The organism is Streptomyces sp. SCPE 10 (assembly GCF_051980735.1).
GTDB classification, from domain to species: Bacteria; Actinomycetota; Actinomycetes; order Streptomycetales; family Streptomycetaceae; genus Streptomyces; species Streptomyces misionensis.
Genome location: NZ_CP197069.1, coordinates 91,016 through 109,336 on the forward strand (window position 1 = coordinate 91,016; position 18,321 = coordinate 109,336).

Annotated in this window: 12 protein-coding genes and 1 pseudogene; 10 read left to right on the plus strand and 3 right to left on the minus strand. The window is 71.2% G+C overall.

Annotated features, from left to right (window positions below):
• The first annotated feature begins 63 nt into the window (after window positions 1–63).
• From ACSP97_RS00395 to ACSP97_RS00405, 3 genes and pseudogenes are all read left to right on the plus strand, one after another.
• The gene (locus ACSP97_RS00395) at window positions 64–951 is read left to right on the plus strand and encodes a hypothetical protein (RefSeq protein ID WP_440556032.1); all 888 of its coding nucleotides are present in this window, start codon (window positions 64–66) and stop codon (window positions 949–951) included.
• 94 nt (window positions 952–1,045) lie between these two features.
• Window positions 1,046–2,482, plus strand: coding sequence for a hypothetical protein (locus ACSP97_RS00400; RefSeq protein WP_355329820.1), 1,437 nt, complete (start codon window positions 1,046–1,048; stop codon window positions 2,480–2,482).
• A gap of 21 nt (window positions 2,483–2,503) precedes the next feature.
• A pseudogene (locus ACSP97_RS00405) lies at window positions 2,504–2,656 on the plus strand (transposase); the annotation flags it as partial.
• A gap of 11 nt (window positions 2,657–2,667) precedes the next feature.
• Here the strand turns inward: ACSP97_RS00405 and ACSP97_RS00410 are convergent.
• The 3 genes from ACSP97_RS00410 to ACSP97_RS00420 form a co-directional block, all read right to left on the minus strand.
• The gene (locus tag ACSP97_RS00410; protein ID WP_440556033.1) at window positions 2,668–4,431 is read right to left on the minus strand and encodes an MOSC domain-containing protein; all 1,764 of its coding nucleotides are present in this window, start codon (window positions 4,429–4,431) and stop codon (window positions 2,668–2,670) included.
• A gap of 264 nt (window positions 4,432–4,695) precedes the next feature.
• A complete protein-coding gene (locus ACSP97_RS00415; RefSeq protein WP_440556034.1) occupies window positions 4,696–5,148 on the minus strand; it encodes an MBL fold metallo-hydrolase in 453 nt (150 codons plus the stop codon).
• 83 nt (window positions 5,149–5,231) lie between these two features.
• Window positions 5,232–7,064, minus strand: a complete 1,833-nt coding sequence (locus tag ACSP97_RS00420) for a cholesterol oxidase substrate-binding domain-containing protein (protein ID WP_440556035.1) — start codon at window positions 7,062–7,064, stop codon at window positions 5,232–5,234.
• Window positions 7,065–7,489: 425 nt separating this feature from the next.
• On the opposite strand from ACSP97_RS00420, the gene ACSP97_RS00425 reads away from it, so the two are divergent.
• From ACSP97_RS00425 to ACSP97_RS00455, 7 genes are all read left to right on the plus strand, one after another.
• A complete protein-coding gene (locus ACSP97_RS00425) occupies window positions 7,490–7,885 on the plus strand; it encodes an NUDIX hydrolase (RefSeq protein WP_440556036.1) in 396 nt (131 codons plus the stop codon).
• 753 nt (window positions 7,886–8,638) lie between these two features.
• Window positions 8,639–9,322, plus strand: coding sequence for a vWA domain-containing protein (locus ACSP97_RS00430; RefSeq protein ID WP_355155175.1), 684 nt, complete (start codon window positions 8,639–8,641; stop codon window positions 9,320–9,322).
• A 134-nt stretch (window positions 9,323–9,456) separates the two neighbouring features.
• Window positions 9,457–10,335, plus strand: a complete 879-nt coding sequence (locus ACSP97_RS00435; protein WP_355532139.1) for a protein phosphatase 2C domain-containing protein — start codon at window positions 9,457–9,459, stop codon at window positions 10,333–10,335.
• Entirely contained in the window at window positions 10,332–12,305 is a 1,974-nt protein-coding gene (locus ACSP97_RS00440; protein WP_440556037.1) for an LppU/SCO3897 family protein, read from the plus strand. The genes ACSP97_RS00435 and ACSP97_RS00440 overlap by 4 nt, the downstream gene beginning before the upstream one ends.
• Before the next feature lie 76 nt (window positions 12,306–12,381).
• Entirely contained in the window at window positions 12,382–12,609 is a 228-nt protein-coding gene (locus tag ACSP97_RS00445) for a hypothetical protein (protein ID WP_355155180.1), read from the plus strand.
• Window positions 12,610–13,101: 492 nt separating this feature from the next.
• Window positions 13,102–15,513, plus strand: coding sequence for a hypothetical protein (locus ACSP97_RS00450; RefSeq protein ID WP_440556038.1), 2,412 nt, complete (start codon window positions 13,102–13,104; stop codon window positions 15,511–15,513).
• Between the two features lie 224 nt (window positions 15,514–15,737).
• The gene (locus ACSP97_RS00455; RefSeq protein ID WP_355329849.1) at window positions 15,738–18,206 is read left to right on the plus strand and encodes a helix-turn-helix transcriptional regulator; all 2,469 of its coding nucleotides are present in this window, start codon (window positions 15,738–15,740) and stop codon (window positions 18,204–18,206) included.
• Window positions 18,207–18,321: the final 115 nt, after the last annotated feature.

The following is an 18,321-nucleotide window of genomic DNA, read 5'->3' on the forward strand; positions in this document are numbered from 1 at the left end:
GGCGGCGCCTGCGTCGAGTGAAGGAAGCCGATGAGACACCAGCCAGGGCAGCCGCGACGACGCGTGACTGCGGCGATCGCCGTCCTCCTCGCGGCTGCCGCCGCCGCGGCGGTCCTGGCCGGCTCACGCCCCGGCCGGGCACACCCGGCCGCCCTGCCCCTCCCGATGCCGCTCGCCTGGCTGCAACTGTCGAGCGCTCAGCAGACGTCGCTCGACCACGCAGAAGACGTCCTGGTCAGGCGGTGCATGCGCGCCCGCGGTCTGGACTTCGCGGTCGCGCCCACCACCGTGGCGCGGGAGTTCACCGACCCCAACCCCTACGGGCTGCTCGACCCCGCCATCGTGACCAGGCAGGGCTACGGCCTGCACGCCGCCACCCCGCGCAGCGCACAGGAAAGTCGCACGCCGACGGCTGCCGAGAGCCGGGCTCTGCTCGGCACGGCCTCCCACGCGGTCAAGATGGCACTGCCCGGGGGCGGATACACGGTGGAGAACACGGACGGGTGCTTCTCCCAGGCGCAGGACGAGTTGTACGGGCGTGCGTGGAAAGTGCTGCACTACGGCGAGGAGACGCTGTTCGCCCGGGAACTGGCCCAGGTGCGGCAGGACCCGGATGCCCAGAAAGCGGAGAGCTCCTGGGCGGCCTGCATGCGCGCTTCCGGCTATCGCGTCACGGCACTGCACGACGTGCGCCCCGACGCCGAGCAGCGCATGGCCGCCACCGGATCCGACCGGGCCGCGGGCCGGCGCGAGTTCGGCACGCTGTGGAAGCAGGCGCAGCGCGACGCCGCATGCCAGCAGAAGACCGGCGTGGTCTCCGCCTACCGGCGCGCGCAGGGCACCGTCGAGTCCGCCCTGACCCGCCCCCACCGCGGCGACCTCGCCCGCCTGACGAGCCTGCGCACCCACGCACTCGCCCTGAGCGGCCGGCTGGCGGGCACCGACCACTGACCGCAGGGACAGCCACGCCGCGAAACAGCGCGGATCACCCACCCCATCCCGAGAAAAAAAGGGGGCATCACCGATCATGTCAGGAAAACGGAGGATGGTGCGCACCGGCGTCCTCGTAGTGCCGGTCCTCACCGTCCTGCTTGCCGTCACCAGCGCCTTCGGCGTGAGCTGGGACAACGTCACGCCCTATGTGAACTCCGGCAAGAGCACCACAGGACTGCAGCAGCTCGTGTGGTCACCGCAGCCGGCAGCCAACCTCGCCGCGGTGGACACCGCCTACGCCGGCGGCCGGCTGAGCGCCGACGGCAGCCCCGGGCTGGCACAGGTCTTCAGCCACCCCAGCAGCCAGATGTACTACAAGACCAGCACCAAATGCGCCACCCCCAGACCCGCGATCGCCGCCGCCGACGCGGCGTACACGCTGGCCGCCTGGTGCTTCGACCCCACCAGCGACGAGGCGAAGCTGGACAGCTGGGTACCGCAGTCACTGACCAGCTCACAGGACGCCGAGCAGTACTCGGGCTACCAGGCCGGCGGCGACCAGGTGGCGGTGGTCTGGCGGCACACCGCCGACGCGGGCAACCGGGGACGCTGCCCCGGCGTGCCCGACGACCCCGGACGATCGGTGGGCCTGCGCGCCACGTTCATCGACCGGCCCTACACCGACGGCACCCACGGCGGCTTCCGGCACGTGATGCTCGCGGTGCCCGGCGCCCCCAACGCCGCCGGCCTGACGTTCAGTCCGGTCTGCGACGTGCACGGCGGCGGGGCCGTCTGGTACGGACCGTACCTGTTCGTCTCACAGCACACCTCGGGCGTGCTCGTGTTCGACACCCGCCGCACGTACCTCATCCCCGACGACACGTCCTGCGGCCCGGACGGCACCAGCTCGGGAGTCAACGACATCGGGCAGGTGACCAACGCCTCCGGCACCACGCAGCTGTGCGCGGCGGGCTACCGCTACGTCATGTTCGAAGTGGGCCGCTTCGTCACCACGCCCTCCGGCTGCTCCGGCGCGCCCACCGACCTGCACACCGGTCTGTGCTTCTCGTCGCTGTCCCTGCAGTGGTCGAACGACTCCCTGGTGTCCGCGGAATACCGGGACCCGACCGGTATGACGGCCTCCGGCGCCGGAGCACGCATCGTCGACTGGCCGACCGCCGACCTCCTCGACCGTATGAACACCGGATCCACGAAACCGGTCACCGCCACCAGCCTGGCCGAGACCAACTTCGAAGGCGTCCAGGGCGTGGTCACCCGGCCGAACTCCTCCTCCCAGCGCCCGGAGTTCTTCATCGACCGGACGGTACCCGGCAACGACAACAGCGAGTTGTGGTACGAACAGGACAACGACGGCGTCTGCCCGTCCAAAGGAACCTTCATCGACAACGCGGAATCGATGACGTACTGGCTGGACTCCTCCGGCAACGGCCACCTGTGGAGCATGAGCGAAAACGCGAACCGGCGGATGCTGGTCCGTGTCTACACCAAGGAATACAACAATCCACCGACCGGCTGCCCCACCCAATGAGCAAGGAACCGTCACCGCCCCCACGGAAATGACGGTGGCCGCGAGGCGTTGGCGGCGATCATCTTCGTGACCGCTTCGGGCTGCACTTGGCACCAGCTCCCGCCGGTCTTCGGCCCGGCCTGGCCTACGCTCTACCGGCGCTTCGCCCAGTGGAGCCGGGACCGGGTCCGGGCCATGTCGCGCGGCTACAGGTCGAGGACGACTTCGGTAGTCGGCCGGCTGCAGCAGACGAGGACGGTGCCTTCCTCGGGGAGTTCGAGAGGCGGGGTGGTGTAGGTGATGTCGCCCGCCACGAGGTGGGTGATGCAGGTGTGGCAGACGCCGGTGCGGCAGGACCAGCGGGTGGGGACGTCGCAGGCTTCGGCGAGATCGAGGAGTGAGGCGTGTGCGGGTGACCAGGGGGTGGTGATGCCGCTGCGCGCGAAGGTGATGAGCGGTCCGGTGCCCGTGGGACCGGGTGGCTGGTGCGGCCGCACCGCGACTGTGGGGGTGACGCCGGGGTTGATGGCTGGGAGGGCGCTGAATTGCTCCGTGTGGATCCGCTCCGGGGCCAGGCCGTGGTCGCGCAGGAAGCTGCCGATGCCGTCCATGAAGGCGGGCGGTCCGCAGAGGTAGGCGTCGGCGTCGGTGGGGATGCCCATGGCCGTGAGTGAGGGGGCAGTCGGACGCCCGTGGGTGACGTAAGGCTCGTCGGGGTGTGGCGTGGCTTCGGCGGTGTAGTAGACGTGCTCGTGGGCCTGCGGGAGTTGGGTCAGGAGCGCGTGGGCCTCGTCCGCGAAGGCGTGGTGGGCGCGGTCATGGGCGACGTGGATCCACCAGACGGGGCGTGGGTCTCGTGTGGCGGCGAGTTGGTGCAGCATTGCCAGTACGGGGGTGGCACCGATTCCCGCGGAGATGAGGGCGATCGGGCGGGTGCCCGCTTCGAGCACGAACGCTCCGCGGGGCGCGGCGATGTCCACGAGGTCTCCGGGGTGGAGCGTGGCATGGATGTAGCTGCTGACTCTCCCGTGGGACTCGTGCTTGACGCTGATGCGGTACGTGTCTGCCGCTGGGGTGGAGGACAGGGAGTAGCTGCGCACTGCGGGGGCGGCATCGTCGACAGCAAGGCGGACGGAGAGGTACTGGCCCGGACGGGCCTCGGGCAGCGCCGTGCCGTCGGTCGTGCTGAGGTAGATCGACGCCACGGCGGGGGTCTCGGGAACGATGCGGGCGACCCGCATGGCTTTGAAGCCCGGCCAACCCGGTTCCCCTCTGGGCTGCTGGGAGCCGGCGCGTTCCCCCGGCCAACCCGGTTCCTGCGCGGGCTGCTGAGCGTCGGCGAGATCGATGAAGGATTGCCGCCATCCGGGGCTGAGCGCGGGGATGTTCAGTGCCTTGCGCAGCTTCGCGGGGTCGCGGTCGGGGAGATACAGCAGTGCGTCGGTGTCGGCGACGCTGAGTTCTTCGGGGCCCTTGCGGGTCTGGACGATCTCGTCGCCGGCCTGCACATGGCCCTCGGTGATCACCCGCAGGTAGAAACCTGGCCGGTGGTGGGCGACGAGCAGGGAGGCCATGGCGGGTTCGCCCAGGCGCATGCCGACGCGGTAACAGGTGACGCGCGGCTGGGTGACCTCGAATTCGGCTTCGCCGATGCGGTACCGGTCGCCGATGCAGACCTCGTCGTCGGGCAGGCCGTCGACGGTGAAGTTCTCCCCGAAGATCCCGAAAGTGAGATCGTTGCGGCCGAGCTGCTTTTCCCAGTGCCGGTAGGACCGCAGCTGGTAGACGAGCACAGCACGGATTTCACCGCCGTGCCCGGCCAGGTCACCTTGGCCGTCTCCGTGGACGTTCAGCCGCCGCACCATCCGGGCGCCGCAGACGGGGAATTTCCAGGCCCCGGTGTGGACGGTTCTCCCCTGCCATGAGACGTCCTTGGGTGCTCCGACGTTGACGGACAGCAGCCTCGCCATTGCGGACCTCCTGCAGGTGACCGGCTCAGGCAGCCCCTTATGGCGCCGTGAACGGTGCGCTGGGGTCGATCCTAGTTCTCGTGCCGGTGCCGCCGCGGTATCGCGATCACGAATCTTGGTTTATTCGCTGGGATTCTTCGCACGGAAGGCGGTGCGGACGCCGTGCCCATTTTCTCCTTCAGGCGGATCATTCGTGGACTGCACGCTCACGAAACGGTGGCGCCGCCCCGTACGTACGAATCCGAACGTTGGTGTCGCCGCCCGTCACGACGAAGACGAGCGGACGGCCCCGGCCGTCATAGGCCAGGTGGATCTTGCTAGGAGGTCGTGGAAAGCGGAGATCCTTTCACCGCTCAGCGGTTGTCCGTGGGCGAATCCGACGGCGTGCACGTCGCGGGGCATACGCAGCAGGCTCGCGGGTCGGGCGGCGGGGTCGGCGGCCAGCGCCGCCGGGCCGAGGGCCAGTTTGCTGCGGTGGAACACGGCGTCGCCGACGAGCAGTGTCCGGGTGGGTTCGTGCAACAGCGGCAGGTGGTCGATCGCCCGGCCGAGCGCCCCGGACCTGCCGTGGCGCGGGACCCGGCCGGTGGCGAGCCACCGCTCTTCCAGCTCGTGGATGAACACCTCGGCACCGCCGGTTCGGGCGACCAGTTCGGCCAGGCCTCGGACGTGGTCGGGATGGGCGTGGGTGATCACGATCCGGCTGATGTCGGTCACCCGGGAGTCGAGTTCCCGCCCGAGTGCGGGGCCCGTGGTGATGACGCGGGCGTCGGGCTGATGCCTCCGTCTCCCCGGGCCCGTCAGCGCAGCAGCGCGTCGAGGAACGGGCTGGACAACACGCGGTGGGGGTCGAGTCGGTCGAGAATCTCGACCGCTTGGTCCCAGCCTGGGCCGCCCCCGGCGCGCTGGCTGGCGGGGATGGCCCGGGTGAGGACGTCCGGGTCGGACCATGCGGCGGTGTCGCTGTAGGCCCAGCCCTTGGACCACTCCACGCGAACCGTCGCCCGGTCCCCGTCCAGGGCCAGGAGGAACTGCTCGATGTCGCGGTAGAAGCGGTGCAGGGCGGGTGTCGTCGGCAGGGAGAGGACGTCGATCCACACGGCGGTGTCGACGTCCGGCCGGTCGGGACGCGGCCGCAGGGCGGACAGCAGCGGGGGCCGCGCGCCGGGGACGCCGCACGCGGACGGGTCCTCCAGACCGGTCACCCGGATCTCCACCTGGCCGTTGACCGGGTACTCGCCGCGCGCCGCGTACTGGGTGAGCAGCGTGCGGTAGAAGCCGGTGAACTGGCTGACCACCCACTGCAGATCGGCGCGGCGGGTGAGTACGGCGTAGCCGTTGGCGGTCTCGCGCAGCGTGGTGGGCCGCACGTACTGCAGCAGGTTGCGGGAGGCCCCCCACAGGTCGGAGCGCAGACCGCCGGCCAGCAGGTGGGTGAGCACGTCGCCGGTCAGCACGTCCCGCACGAGGGTCCCCGAGAGCAGGACGTCGGTGATGTCGCCGGTCAACGCGACCTTGGCCAGCAGGTACTGGACCTGCCCGAAGAGCGGTGCACTCGCCCACGCCCCGGACACAAGGTCCCCGGCCAGCCGGGCCACCGGCTCGGGGAGGGAGTCGGAGAACGGGTAGTTGTACGGTTCGTCGACCGCGCGGGCGGTGAGCGGCCGCTTTGGGGCGACACTCCAGACCTTCAGCCAGGGGCAGTCGGTGAAGGCGAACCAGATCGCCTCCACCCGGCCGGTGCGGTCCACGAAGCCGGCCAGGGTGCGCGTGCCGGCTGGAGCACCGGGGGCGGCGAACAGCTCGGTGGCGGGGATGTCCAGGATGGACTGGCAGCGCAGATGGTGGTCGGTGCCCACCCGCACGACGGCCTCGGTGACGAGCGAGCGGCCGAGGTGAGTGAGGAGCGCATCGCAGTCGGGCTCGGCTCGGCCGACGGTCCGCAGGACGTAGCGGCCGGCGGCGTCGTCCCAGACGACCACGGTCAGCTCGGTGACCAGGTTGCTCAGCGAGCCGTAGCCGTGGCCGGACGACGGGCTCTCGCCGACGGCGGGGACGGCCGTGCCATGCACGCCGATGGCGAGCGCGCCACCGACCGACAGATCGCCGGGTGCCGGCGCGGAGGCGACCCCGTATCCGCCCTCGCCGGCGAACGCGAGCAGCGTCTCCAGCGAGGCGCCGGCCTGGGCCCGGACCCGGGCCGACCCGTCGGCGGCCTGCTGCTCCAGCGACATCGCCGTGAGGTGTGCGGTGGTGTCCAGCAGGACGACCCGGGCCGCGGCGGATGTGCCGTCGGCCACCGTGAGGGGGGCCCAGCCATGCCGGTGCCCTTGCGCGCGTACGGTCCAGCCGGCGCCGTGGGCCCAGTTGACGACGTCGAGCACCTCCTGAGGGCCGCGCGGCGCGCACGTCCACAGCTGGTCGGTACGAATCTCACCGGCCCAGTTCTCGTAGGCGCGCTGATAGACGTCGATCCCGGCCGGGAAGTCGGGCGGCGGTGCCGAGGCCGCGTAGGCGCTGCCCGGCCGGACCAGCCCGCGCAGCAACCAGACCGCACCGCCCGCGGCGGCCGACGACGCGAGCAGCCTGCGCCGCGACAGCCCGCCGCCCTGGTTCGAAGGAACGTCCGTCATCCCCGCACCCCTCTGCCCCGCGCTCAGAACCGGCCCTGCCGGGCCGATCGGGCACGCACGTTACCGAGCAGAGAAGGCCCCGCGGTCATACGTTCTACCTATTCACTTGAACGGGTGAATTGCCTGTGAAGCGGTCCGCCTCGGGGACTCCTCCCATGCAAAAGGCCCGCCCGACCCGCCCACTGCGGGTGAGGACAGCGACCACCCGGCCCCCACGGCCCGTAGCGCGCTCTGCCCGCGCCTGCTCCCGGCTGATCGTGTTCACCCGGCAACCCTGCGAGCCGAAGCTGACGCCGCGGCTGGTCAAGGCCGAGCGCTGCGGAACCACCCGCGGAGCCGGCCGGTCCGCCCACGGGCGGGTTGGTAACGTCGGCGGCGCAGCCGGGACACATGCCGGACAGCACGCGAACAGCAGAGGAACGGCCATGACGATCGACAAGGTGGCGTGGGTGTGCGTCGAGCACGAGCGCGTGCTGTGCGCCCGTTCCCGTGGCAAGGACCTCTACTATCTGCCGGGCGGCAAGCGGGAGGCGGGCGAAAGCGACCTGCAGACGCTGATCCGCGAGGTCACCGAGGAGGTGGGCGTCGCGCTGCGCCCCGAGACCGTCGCACCGCTCGGCACCTTCGAAGCCCAGGCCGACGGCCGCGAACCGGGTGTGACGGTACGGATGACCTGCTTCACCGGCGACTACACGGGCCGCCTCACACCCCGCAGCGAGGTGGAGGACCTGGCCTGGCTCGGTTACGGCGACCGGCATCGTGTATCCACCGCCAGTCGGGCCGCCTTCGACCACCTGAACAGCGCGGGGAAGCTCCCGTAACCGCGGCCGGCGTACCGGTGTGTGCACCCTGACCGGGTTGGGCTGCCGGCCGCTCCGTATGCCACCAACGGTCTCCCCATGCCGTGGGAGACCTTGCCGCCCGTAGAGACCGGCGAGGTCCCCGCGTGGGTGCGCGCGCCGCCGGAAGCCCGCGCCGACGTGATCCGGCAGGCGACCGAGATCCTGCTCGCTTTGGACCCCGATACGGACGTCACCAGGGTTCTGCGCGCCGCGCAGCCAGACCGGGCCCGGCGAAGTCGATGCTGTGCTCCCGGCCGGCGCGGGAGCGGCCCACGCCGATGCCGGCGTACAGGCCGAGCGGGAACGTCGCAGCGCCGGACGACTTCCTCGTGATCAAGCCAGTACCGGGCCGGCCGCCCACCCCACGCGGCGCGGGAACGACGCAACGGGTGACCGCACTACGGAGCAGGATCAGGAGCTACCCCCCCAAGCGCGGGGACCAGCAGCCGTGTCCTCACCACCCGCCTGTGGCCTGATCCACCACCTGATTCGGTCCCGCCTGCCTGCGTGGCCGGCGCAGCAGTTCGCCGACCGTGTCCCCGCACCCGACACCCTGCGCCCTGCGACCAGATGCGCGGTGAGCCTCCTGCGCTGACCGGTCACATATGACCGGCGCCGTGACCTGGGCATTCTGCGGGCCGCGCACCAGCCTCGTCGGTGCGGGGCGCCGCGTCCGGCGGACGTGGGCCCCGCCCACCACAGGAGCGAGCGAGTGCGAGGAGACGGATGGCGATGGGGGAAACGAGGGGCGTGCTGCTGCCGGCCTACGTCGTGGCCGACGAGTCGGCGTCGATGAGGCCGTACCTGAGCGATCTGCAGGGCGGGGTGACCTCGCTGTGCGAAGGGCTACGGGCGGAGCCGATGATCGCGGCGAAGCTGCGGCTCGCCGTCCTCGGGTTCTCCGACGACGTACAAGTCCGGCTCGCGGTGGCCGACATGCGCACCGAGACCTCCGTACCGCAGGTGGTCATCCGCGGGATGACCAGCTACTGGGCGGTGTTCGACGACATGCTGCGGCGCATTCCCGCCGATGTGCAGTGGCTGCGTGGCGAGGGTTACAAGGTGCACCGCCCGGTGGTGTTCTTCCTCAGCGACGGTCAGCCGTCGGACGAGCACGACTGGCGGTCGCCGCACGCCGCCCTGGTGGACCGGGACCGGACCCCCACCGCGCCGAACATCATCGCCTGCGGGATCGGCAACGCCGAGGCGCAGACCATGGTCGATGTCGCGACTCGCCCCGAGTTCGCCTTCGTCGCCAAGCCCGGTACGGACATCGGCAAAGCGGTCGCGGAGTTCTTCCAGTCCCTCACGGCGAGCCTGGTCGCGACCGGCCAGGCACTGAACTCGGCGAGTCCGCAACTGGTCGTCGGCAAGCCGGACCAGTTCACCCTGGCGATCGACGAGGTCGGCCTGTGACGACCGGACACCTGGGGAGCCCCGCTCCGTCCCCGTCGGCGGGCGCGCCGGGAGCCGCGCCTCCGCCTGTCGTACCCGGCCCCGCGTTCCCGCGCCCGGCGACGCCCGGCCCGCAGCCGTGGCGGCAAATCGCGGTGGACATCCCTGGCATCGAGTTCGAGGCCCGCCCTCCTGACCGGTACGCCTTCGACTTTCCCGACAGCGAGTGCGACGGCTGGTCCACCGAGCATCTCGCCCTTCGTTTCGCTTCGGTCCGCGGCGCGCATCACCGTTACTACCGGCGGCCTCGCCAGGACAACGCCAGGGCGGCGGCGCACGAGACCACCGGCAGCGTGGTGTTCGCCGTCGCCGACGGGGTCTCCAGCGCCGAGGAATCGCACCAGGGTGCCGTCGAGGCGTGCCGCGCGTCCGTCGAGCGCATCCTGCACCTGCTCGATCAGGGGCCCGGGCCGCTGGACCTGGCCGATGCCGCGGCCCATGCCGCTTCGCGCCTCGGCGAGTTGGCGCGATGGGTGCTCGGGACCGGCGACCCCGGGACCGAGGAGGTGGCCCGGCTGTGCGCGACCACGCTGGTCGCCGGCGCGGTCCGCCCCGCCGCCGGCGGCCCGCGCGTCGAGCTCTTCCGGATCGGGGACTCCGGCGCCTGGCTGCTGGACCGGGCGAGCGGCCGCTACCACCAGGTGTTCGCCTCGAAGACCGGGACGGACGCCGTGTTGGTCACCAACGAGGTGGCGCCGCTGCCGCGGATCCCCGACACCTTGGAGCAGGCAGCCTTCCATTTGTCCGACCACATGGTGCTGTTGACGGGCACCGACGGGTTCGGCGATCCGCTCGGCGACGGTGACGGCGCGATCGGCGCGCTCTTCGCCCGTCATCTGGCCGAGCCCCCGCCGCCGTTGTGGCTCGGACACGTCCTGGACTTCTCCCGCGAGACCTTCGACGACGACCGCACCCTGCTGGCCGTCTGGCCGCAGGCGGCCGCGGGGCCGGTGCCGAAGGCCGGGCCGCGATGAGCGTCGACCGCCCCGTGCCCATCGACATCGCGACGCTGACACTCGGGGACCGTCTCGGACAGGGCGGCCAGGGCACCGTCCACCAGGTACGGAACAAGCGCATCAACAAGGGGATCGCGCACGGCGACTGGGAGGTCGTCTACAAGGAGTACAGCGCCGCCGTCCTGCAGGCTCTCGACACCGCGGCGCTCGAATCCGCCGTGGCGCTCCTCAGCCGCCTCTCCGCCAGCGATGGGCGCTGGCTGTGCGACAAAACCGCGTGGCCGGCCGTCGTGGTCCACCGTCAGGGCCGGGCGTGCGGGTTCCTGATGCGCGCGGTCCCGGACCGCTTCCGCTTCACGCTCCGGTCGCTGACCGCCGTGAGCCCGGCACAACGGCGGCTGGCCACCGTGGAGTTCCTCCTCAACGACGACGCCTACGTCACCGGGATCGGCCTGACCGTGGGCGATCGCGACCGGCTCCTGCTGCTGGCCGATCTGGCCACGACCCTGCACCGCCTGCACGCGTTCGACGTCACGGTCGGCGACGTCTCCCCGAAGAACCTGCTGTTCACCCTCACTCCCCGGCCCGAGTGCTTCCTCATCGACAGCGACGCCATGCGTCTGCGAGGCGCGAGCGTGCTGCCGCAGGCCGAGACCCCCGACTGGCAGGTCCCGCCGGGCGAGGAGCGCGGCACCGCGGCAAGTGACGTCTACAAACTCGGGCTTCTCGCCGTCCGGCTCTTCGCCCGTGACCAGACCACGACGGACCCGGCAGCCCTCGCCCGGACCGGTGCACGCCTCGGTGACCTCGCCCGCGCCTCCCTCGACCCGGACCCGGCCCGCCGTCCGAGCCCGGCGTCCTGGGCGGAGGAACTGACTGCGGTCGCCGCCACCACGACCAACCAGCCGAAGAAGCACCAGCAGAAGCAGAAGCCCACCCGGCAGCGCACCGGACCGGCAGGCGTCGGCCGCGGCTCCGGCCGGCCGGGCGGTGCCGGAGCGGGACGTACCGCGGGGCCGGGAATCTCCCCCGGCGCCACGGCGGCCGGACTCAAGCGGGCCCTCGGCACCCTCGCCGCGGTCGCGGCCCTCGTGGCGGTCGTCGCGGGCGGCCACCAACTCCATTCCCGGGCCGAAGTCGTCAGGGACGCCCATGGCCCCACCCTGAGCAGCCCGCCGTTTCCCGACCCGTTCGGCACCTCTCCGGACCCCGCCGACGACACCGCGGGCGACCTCGACGATCCGTACGACGATTCCGGCGACGGCACCTCCACGGACCCTGCGGACCCGGCCCCGGACACGCCGTCAGCCACCCCCACCGATCCCATCGGTACCGCCGAGGTCGGCGACTGCTTCGATGACCACGGCGGCAGCGAGCAGGCCGACCTGAGTCCCGCCGACTGCGCCGCAGGCACGTTCAGGGTCGCCCGGATCAAAACCGGAACCACCGACCTGGACAGCTGCGACGGCGTCACGGACAGCGACGAGAGTGTGTCCTCCGCCGCCTACGATCGCGTGCTCTGCCTCAGCTACCAGAGCTCCGGGGGGAGCGCATTCCACGCCCACCAGGGCGACTGCGTCTTCGGTGCCCCCGGCGCCGAGGAGTGGTCGAGGCAGTCCTGCCGGACCGGCACGTTCAAGGTCCTTGCCGCCTACCGCGGCACCACCTCCCATGCCAAGTGCGAAGGCCTGCCGCACTACAACTACTGGCGCTCCATGAAGGTCGCCGGCAACTCGGCCCTCGACGTGATGCTGTGCCTGTCCATGAACTACCCGGACGACGCCGGCTACGCGGTCCGCAACGAGTGCCTGGTGAAGTCGGGCAACACCTTCACCAACGTGGGTGACTGCGGGAAGTCCAACGTCTACGTCACCGGACGCACCAGCGCTTACAGGGACGCCTCGTTCTGCGGCAGCGACGGCTACACCACGTGGCCCTCCACCGACTACCCCGCCTTCGCCTACACCGTGTGCTGGCGCTGGCGCTGACCCCCGGGCCCGGGCGGACACCAGGCCCCGCAACACCCCATCCCGTCCTATTTGTCTCACATTGTTGGGAGTCGTCATGGCGTACCGCTACTGGTGCGGCGAATGCAGCTTCAAGTCGTCCTGGGGAACCGAGTCCCAGGGCGAGAAGGAGCAGCTCGAGCACTACCGGGTCCACCACCCCGGCCTCGTTCCCGGCGGGCAGGTCGAGACCAACCGCAAAGACCCCGACGGCGGCGGCAGTTGCCTCGCGATCATCGCCGTCGCGGTCCTGCTCGTGTTCCTCGCCGCTTCGTGCCACCACTGAAACCCTTCCCAGGAGCTCGAGTTGTCCTCTCCGCAACCACCCCACGGGTCCGCCGATCAACCTCCTCCCACCTGGCAGGCGGACCCGCGTCCACCCCACCGTCCCGCCGGCCGGCCCCGCCCCACATGGCAGGGCACCCCCCGAGCCACCCCGCCTCCGCTGGGCCGCCCTACCCCCTCCGGTACCCCGCCCCTGCCGCCGCCGTCCTGTACTTCCCAGCCGCCGACGACGCCTCCCACGGCGCCTCCCCCGCCCCGGCCGCCGCAGCCACCCGCGGGACCTCACCTGCCGACCCGGCCCCCCACGGCGGGAACGCCGACCGGGGCCCCGCGAGCGGTCGCCCGGTGGGTCCGGCAGACGCGTGCCCGTTCCCTCACGGCCGCGGGCCTCGCCCTGGCCGTACTGGCGAGCCTGCTGTACGTGCTATGGCCGGGCACGTCGAACGGGTCGGGCGGTTCCGGGGACGCCAAGCACGAGGCATCGACTCCCCGCGTGTCACCGGCCCGGCAGGGCACTTCGGCGGCGCAGGCGTTGAGCGCCCTGCCGGCGGTGAACCTGTCGATGGTCTACGCCCCGGCCGAGCACGCGCCCCTGACCCGGGCGAACCTGACGGTCAACAGCGCGGGGCAGGCGGCGGGAACCCTCAGCGAACCGGTGACCGGAAAGTCCGCCCTCGCGTGGTCCGGCGACCAGCTCTACCTGAAGGGCGACTCGGCCTTCTGGGCGCAGCAGAATCCCCAGTTCGGCCACGACCTGACCAGCGCCGGTCACTGGGTGGCGCCGGAGAAGCGCTCCGGTTACTACATGCTCGACAGCTTCGGAGTGAACGCCGGCTCGCTGACGCCGGCCTCACTCGCCGCGCTGGTCCGGAAGGTCACCTCCGACCCCGAGGCGGTACGACAGGACGGCGCGACGTTCCAGGGCCGCAAGGCGGTTTCGTACACCTCTCAGGGCTGGACGGTCCTCCTCTCCGACGAGTCGCCCTACTCCGTCCTCGCCATCGGCGGCGACCCGGGCGGCGACAGTCCCGTCAAGTCCGCCACCTGGCACCCCGCCCGGCGCACCGGCCAGGCGGCGGAACCGGCGGACTACCGGACGAACGCCGTGTCGGCGGACGACAGCGACTTCAGCAGCTACCTCCTCCTGGCGCCGAAGCCGGCTACCCCGGAGCAGACCGCCGCGGTCCGGACCACCACCGCCTCCGCCGTGGCGAGCGCCGTCCCGCCCGCCACGTCGGCCGAGGCGGTCTCCAAGACCATGGGGCCCGCCTTCACCATCACCAGCAACGACGCTTACCTGTGTACGACCAACCCGTGCTCGTACTCCGTCACGGTCACCAACAGCGGCGACCAGGCGGGCGCCGCCACCCTTTACCTGAACATGCCGCAAGTGCCCACCGGTCCCCACCCGCTGGGCACTCTGCGACCCAAGCAGTCCAAGACAGTCAGCGGTACCCGCCCCAACATCGCACCGCCCGGCAAGACGGTGACCTTCACCGACTACGCGTGGGTGTACTCGACCGCCGCGTACGGCCCCGATCCCGAGGTCGGCAGCCGGCTGCACGCCCGCAACCTGCGGCCGGACGATCTCTCGTTCAGCACCCCTTTGCAACCCACCGTGGCAGGGCTGCTCGACGCCATGACGAAGGACCGGCCGACGAGCGACACCGCGGCCGGCAGCAAAGCGACGGACGCGATCGAAGCGGCCAACGCCCGGGGCGAGCTGCCCGACCTGGGGAAGATCGTCGACTCCGGCCGGCTGACCAACCCGCAGGACCTGCGGGACGTTCTCCCCACCATCGACAAGACCGACAACCAGCGCGTGCTGCAGCAGATCGCACTGCTGCTCCAGACCGACCCGCGTGCGCACGTCACCTGGACCGCGCCCGCCGCAGCCGGAAAGGCGGCGCCCCCGGCGGACTACCTCTACAACACCACCGAACGAGGCCGGCAGGTCGAACGCGCCGTGAAGGCGGAAACAGTGCGGAGTCCGGCGGAACTCGGTTCGAAGGCACGCCTCGGCGCCGCGCAACTCAACGGCGAGCAGCCGGATTCCAGGACCGGTGGGGGCCGGAAAGTGCGACCCGGATACGAACGGGTACTGCGGCTCGACCTCGAAGCGTCCGTGGGCCCGCTCCTGGACCTGGCCACCACACAGGACCTCGAACACACCCTGTCCACGGACCCCCGGTTCCAGCCCCTGCGGGACAGCCTCTGCGAACCGAACGGCGCCGGACCCCGCGTCAACCGCCTCGTCGTCGTCAACGCCTCCGGCACCCATCAGTGGACGGACCTGCGCAGGGTCGGCGCGCGCTGCTCCGGCTCGGGCGACGCTCCGGCTTCTCCCGGCGCGTCGAGCAGTGACAAGCCCGACCGCAAGCTGACCTGCTTGGACCGACGCCCTCTCGACGCGGATGACAATGGCGACGAGGGCTGGACCTACTACGCCCCCATTAAGCGGCTTGAACGCGCCAGTGGGGCCGTTGCCTGCGTGACCCGGAGCACCAGCGGTGGCACGAAATCGAACTCCGACAGCCCGGGTATGGAGGAGGCGAAGGCCCGCGCGAAACTCCTGTTCCCATCCGAGCCCTCCCTGGTGAACAGTTGCCACCTCATCCCCAAGGAACTGGGCGGCAAAGGTATCACCGCCAACCTCTCCCCCTGCTGGAGAAGACCGGTCAACGTGGGAATCATGACCGGAATCGCGAAATGCGTCACCAGGTTGATGAAATCGCACATCGTCCAAATGTCGGTCGTTCCCGAGTACATGAGGAACAGCGACACGACCCCCTTTGAGTTCCGCTTCCAGATAGAAGCATGGGATCAGCGAGGTGAAAAGGTCGGCGAAAACTGCTCACGGGACGTTCAAAACCGCAAAAACGGAGAATACCTCAACGAGGATTAGCCCGCATGGGGCCCCTCGTTCCAGACCCGCTTGGCAATGCCGGGTTCGACAGCCGCGCACTCGCTCGCTGATGGCGTCAAGGGGTCGGGGCGTTTCCGCCAGCGGGCGGCCCTCGTCGGCGATGCCGGCTTCCCCGGACGAAAGCCCAGGTCATGCAACCGGTCATAGGTGACTGGCGTCACGGTAAGCTCTTAACCTCCGGGCAGGGAGCGGAAGGTGACGGGGTGGCGGATACGCTCGGCGAACTGTTGCGCCGACTGCGCAAGCAGGCAGGGCTGACCCAGCAGGAGCTGGAGGAGCGCGCCGGGGTGAGCGTGAGCACCATCCGCAGAATGGAGAACGACAAACCGTTCGACCACCGGCTCGGCACGGTGACGTTACTGGCGGACGCGCTCGGTGCCGGCCCCCAAGACCGCCAGCGCCTCGCCGCGGCGCTCGGCGGCGTCGCCGGGACACCGGGCGCGGGCATGCCGCCGCAGGACGCGCCGGCGGCGGACGTTCCGGCCGCGCGTTCGCCCGCGACCGAGACCGCCCCCGCCCCGGGCGCCGTCCATGGTCCGCTCGCCGACGCGGCGGACGATCTGGCCAGAGAGATCAAGCGGCGCTGGCGGCACGAGGAGGCGCAGCGCCGGGTCCACCATCCCTACCCGCTGCCGGTGCGGTGGCGGCAGGTGCCGACCGGTCTGGCCGACCACGCCGAGAACAGCCGGCGCCGTGCATCCCGAGACACGCCGCACGAGACAGACACGAGCGGCTCCCTGGGCGAAGTGGCGGATCTCTACCGGCGAGTGGGCACGGGCCGGCTGGTCGTCCTCGGCCGGGCCGGATCCGGTAAATCGGTCCTGGCGATCCGATTCGTCCTGGACCTGCTGGAGGCGCGGGGTACCGGCCGGGGACCCCAGCGGGTGCCGGTGATCTTCGGGGTCGGCTCCTGGGACCCGACCGCCGTCCAGCTCCGCGACTGGCTGGCCGAAAGGCTACTGCGCGACCACCCGCACCTCGCACGCCGGGTGCCCAGCGGCAAGACGCTGGCCGCGGACCTCCTCGACGCCGACCTCGTCCTGCCGGTCCTCGACGGATTCGACGAGATCGCCGAAGGGCTACGGCGCGACGCGCTCGACGTGCTCAACCGTGTGTCCACGCCGCTCGTCCTCACCAGCCGCCGCGGCGAGTTCGCCGAGGCCGTGAAGGCGGCACACACGCCACTCGCCTCGGCCGTCGGCATCGAACTGTGCGACCTGACCCTGGACGACCTCAGGGAGTACCTGCCCCGCACCGACCCGCCACTGCCGGACACACCCAGCCGGCCCGGTGCCTCCGGCATCTCCGGTGCGGAAGAGCCCGTTGTCACCTGGGACGCCGTACTCACCACGGTGCAGACCACGAAGGGGCCGGGCGGCACGCACCTCGCCGAGGCCCTGAGCACCCCGCTGATGATCGCCCTGGCGCGGACGCTCTACAGCGACTCCCCCGACCACTGGCCGGACGAACTCCTGGACACGGCGACGTTCCCGGACGCACACGCCATCGAGGAGCATCTGCTCGCCGGATTCGTACCCGCGGTCTACCGGCACCGCGCCCCCGAAGGGCTGGACGACAGCGGTCCCCGCCGCACCCCGCCGGCCCCGGACAAGGCCCAGCGGTGGCTGGGCTATCTCGCCCACCATCTGGTCCGGTTCGACCACGAGCGCCAAGACCTCGCCTGGTGGCAGCTCGGCGAGTCACTGCGCCGCTCCACGCGCGTCCTGGCGGTCGTGCTGGCCTCGGCGCTGTGTGTCGCCCTCGCCACCTGGTGCGTCGGCCTGGCCTCCTTGCCGTTCCTGGGATCCTCACCGGCCGCCCTCAGCCCCGCGCAGGTCTTGGTCGAGGGCCTCCTCGTCGGCGTGACCGGCGGTCTCGCCTTCGGCGTCACCTACGCGGTCGTCGGCACCTGGAAGGGGAGCAAGGCCTTCGAGCCCACCGCCGTCCGGCTGCGGCTGCCGGGCACCGACCGCGGCATGGGCCGCCGACCGCGCCGCGAGACCACCGCTCTCCTGGGGGCCGTCTTCCTGGGCGGCCTGGTGGTGGGCGCCGGCATGGCGCTCGTCACCAGCCTGCAGTATCACCTGTTCTTCCACGCGCCGCTCGCCACCTCGGCCATGCTCCGGCTCACGCTCACCAACCTGCTGCTGTACGGGCTGATCTTCGGCCCCTCCTCCTGCCTGGTCTTCGGGTTCGTGGTCGCGCTCGAAGCCCCCCTCGACGTCACCACCGCGGCCACCCCGGAGGGGCTGCTCTCCTCCAACCGCGCGACGGCGGTACGCCGAGCCCTCATCCTCGCGCCGATGCTGACCCTGGCCGTCGTCGTCGGCGGGTATGTGCTCGTCTTCCTGCTGCACGGCGCGCTCGGGCCGGTGAGCTGGTCCCTGTTCGACGCACTGCCCGTGGCCGCCGCGAGCGGTCTGGGCGGTGCGGCCGCCTACGTGCTGGCCTTCACCGCCTGGGGGCAGTGGGTCCTGCTGTCGCGGATCTGGCTGCCCCTGACCGGCAGACTGCCGTGGGACACGATGGCGTTCCTCGACGACGCCTACCGGCGCGGCGTCCTGCGCCGGCGCGGTGCCGTCCACCAGTTCCGCCACCTCCGCCTCCAGCACCACCTGGCCCGCACCTACCGCGACGAGCACGGTGCCTACCGCCCGGCGAACTTCAGCTGACATCGACCCGGGCGACGGTGAGGAAGGCCGGTGTCACACAAGTCGGGGGCGGCCCTGCAGGAGCCGGTACGGCCGAAGGGAGCGTGCGCAAGCCGCACCGTTCATTGACTGGAGC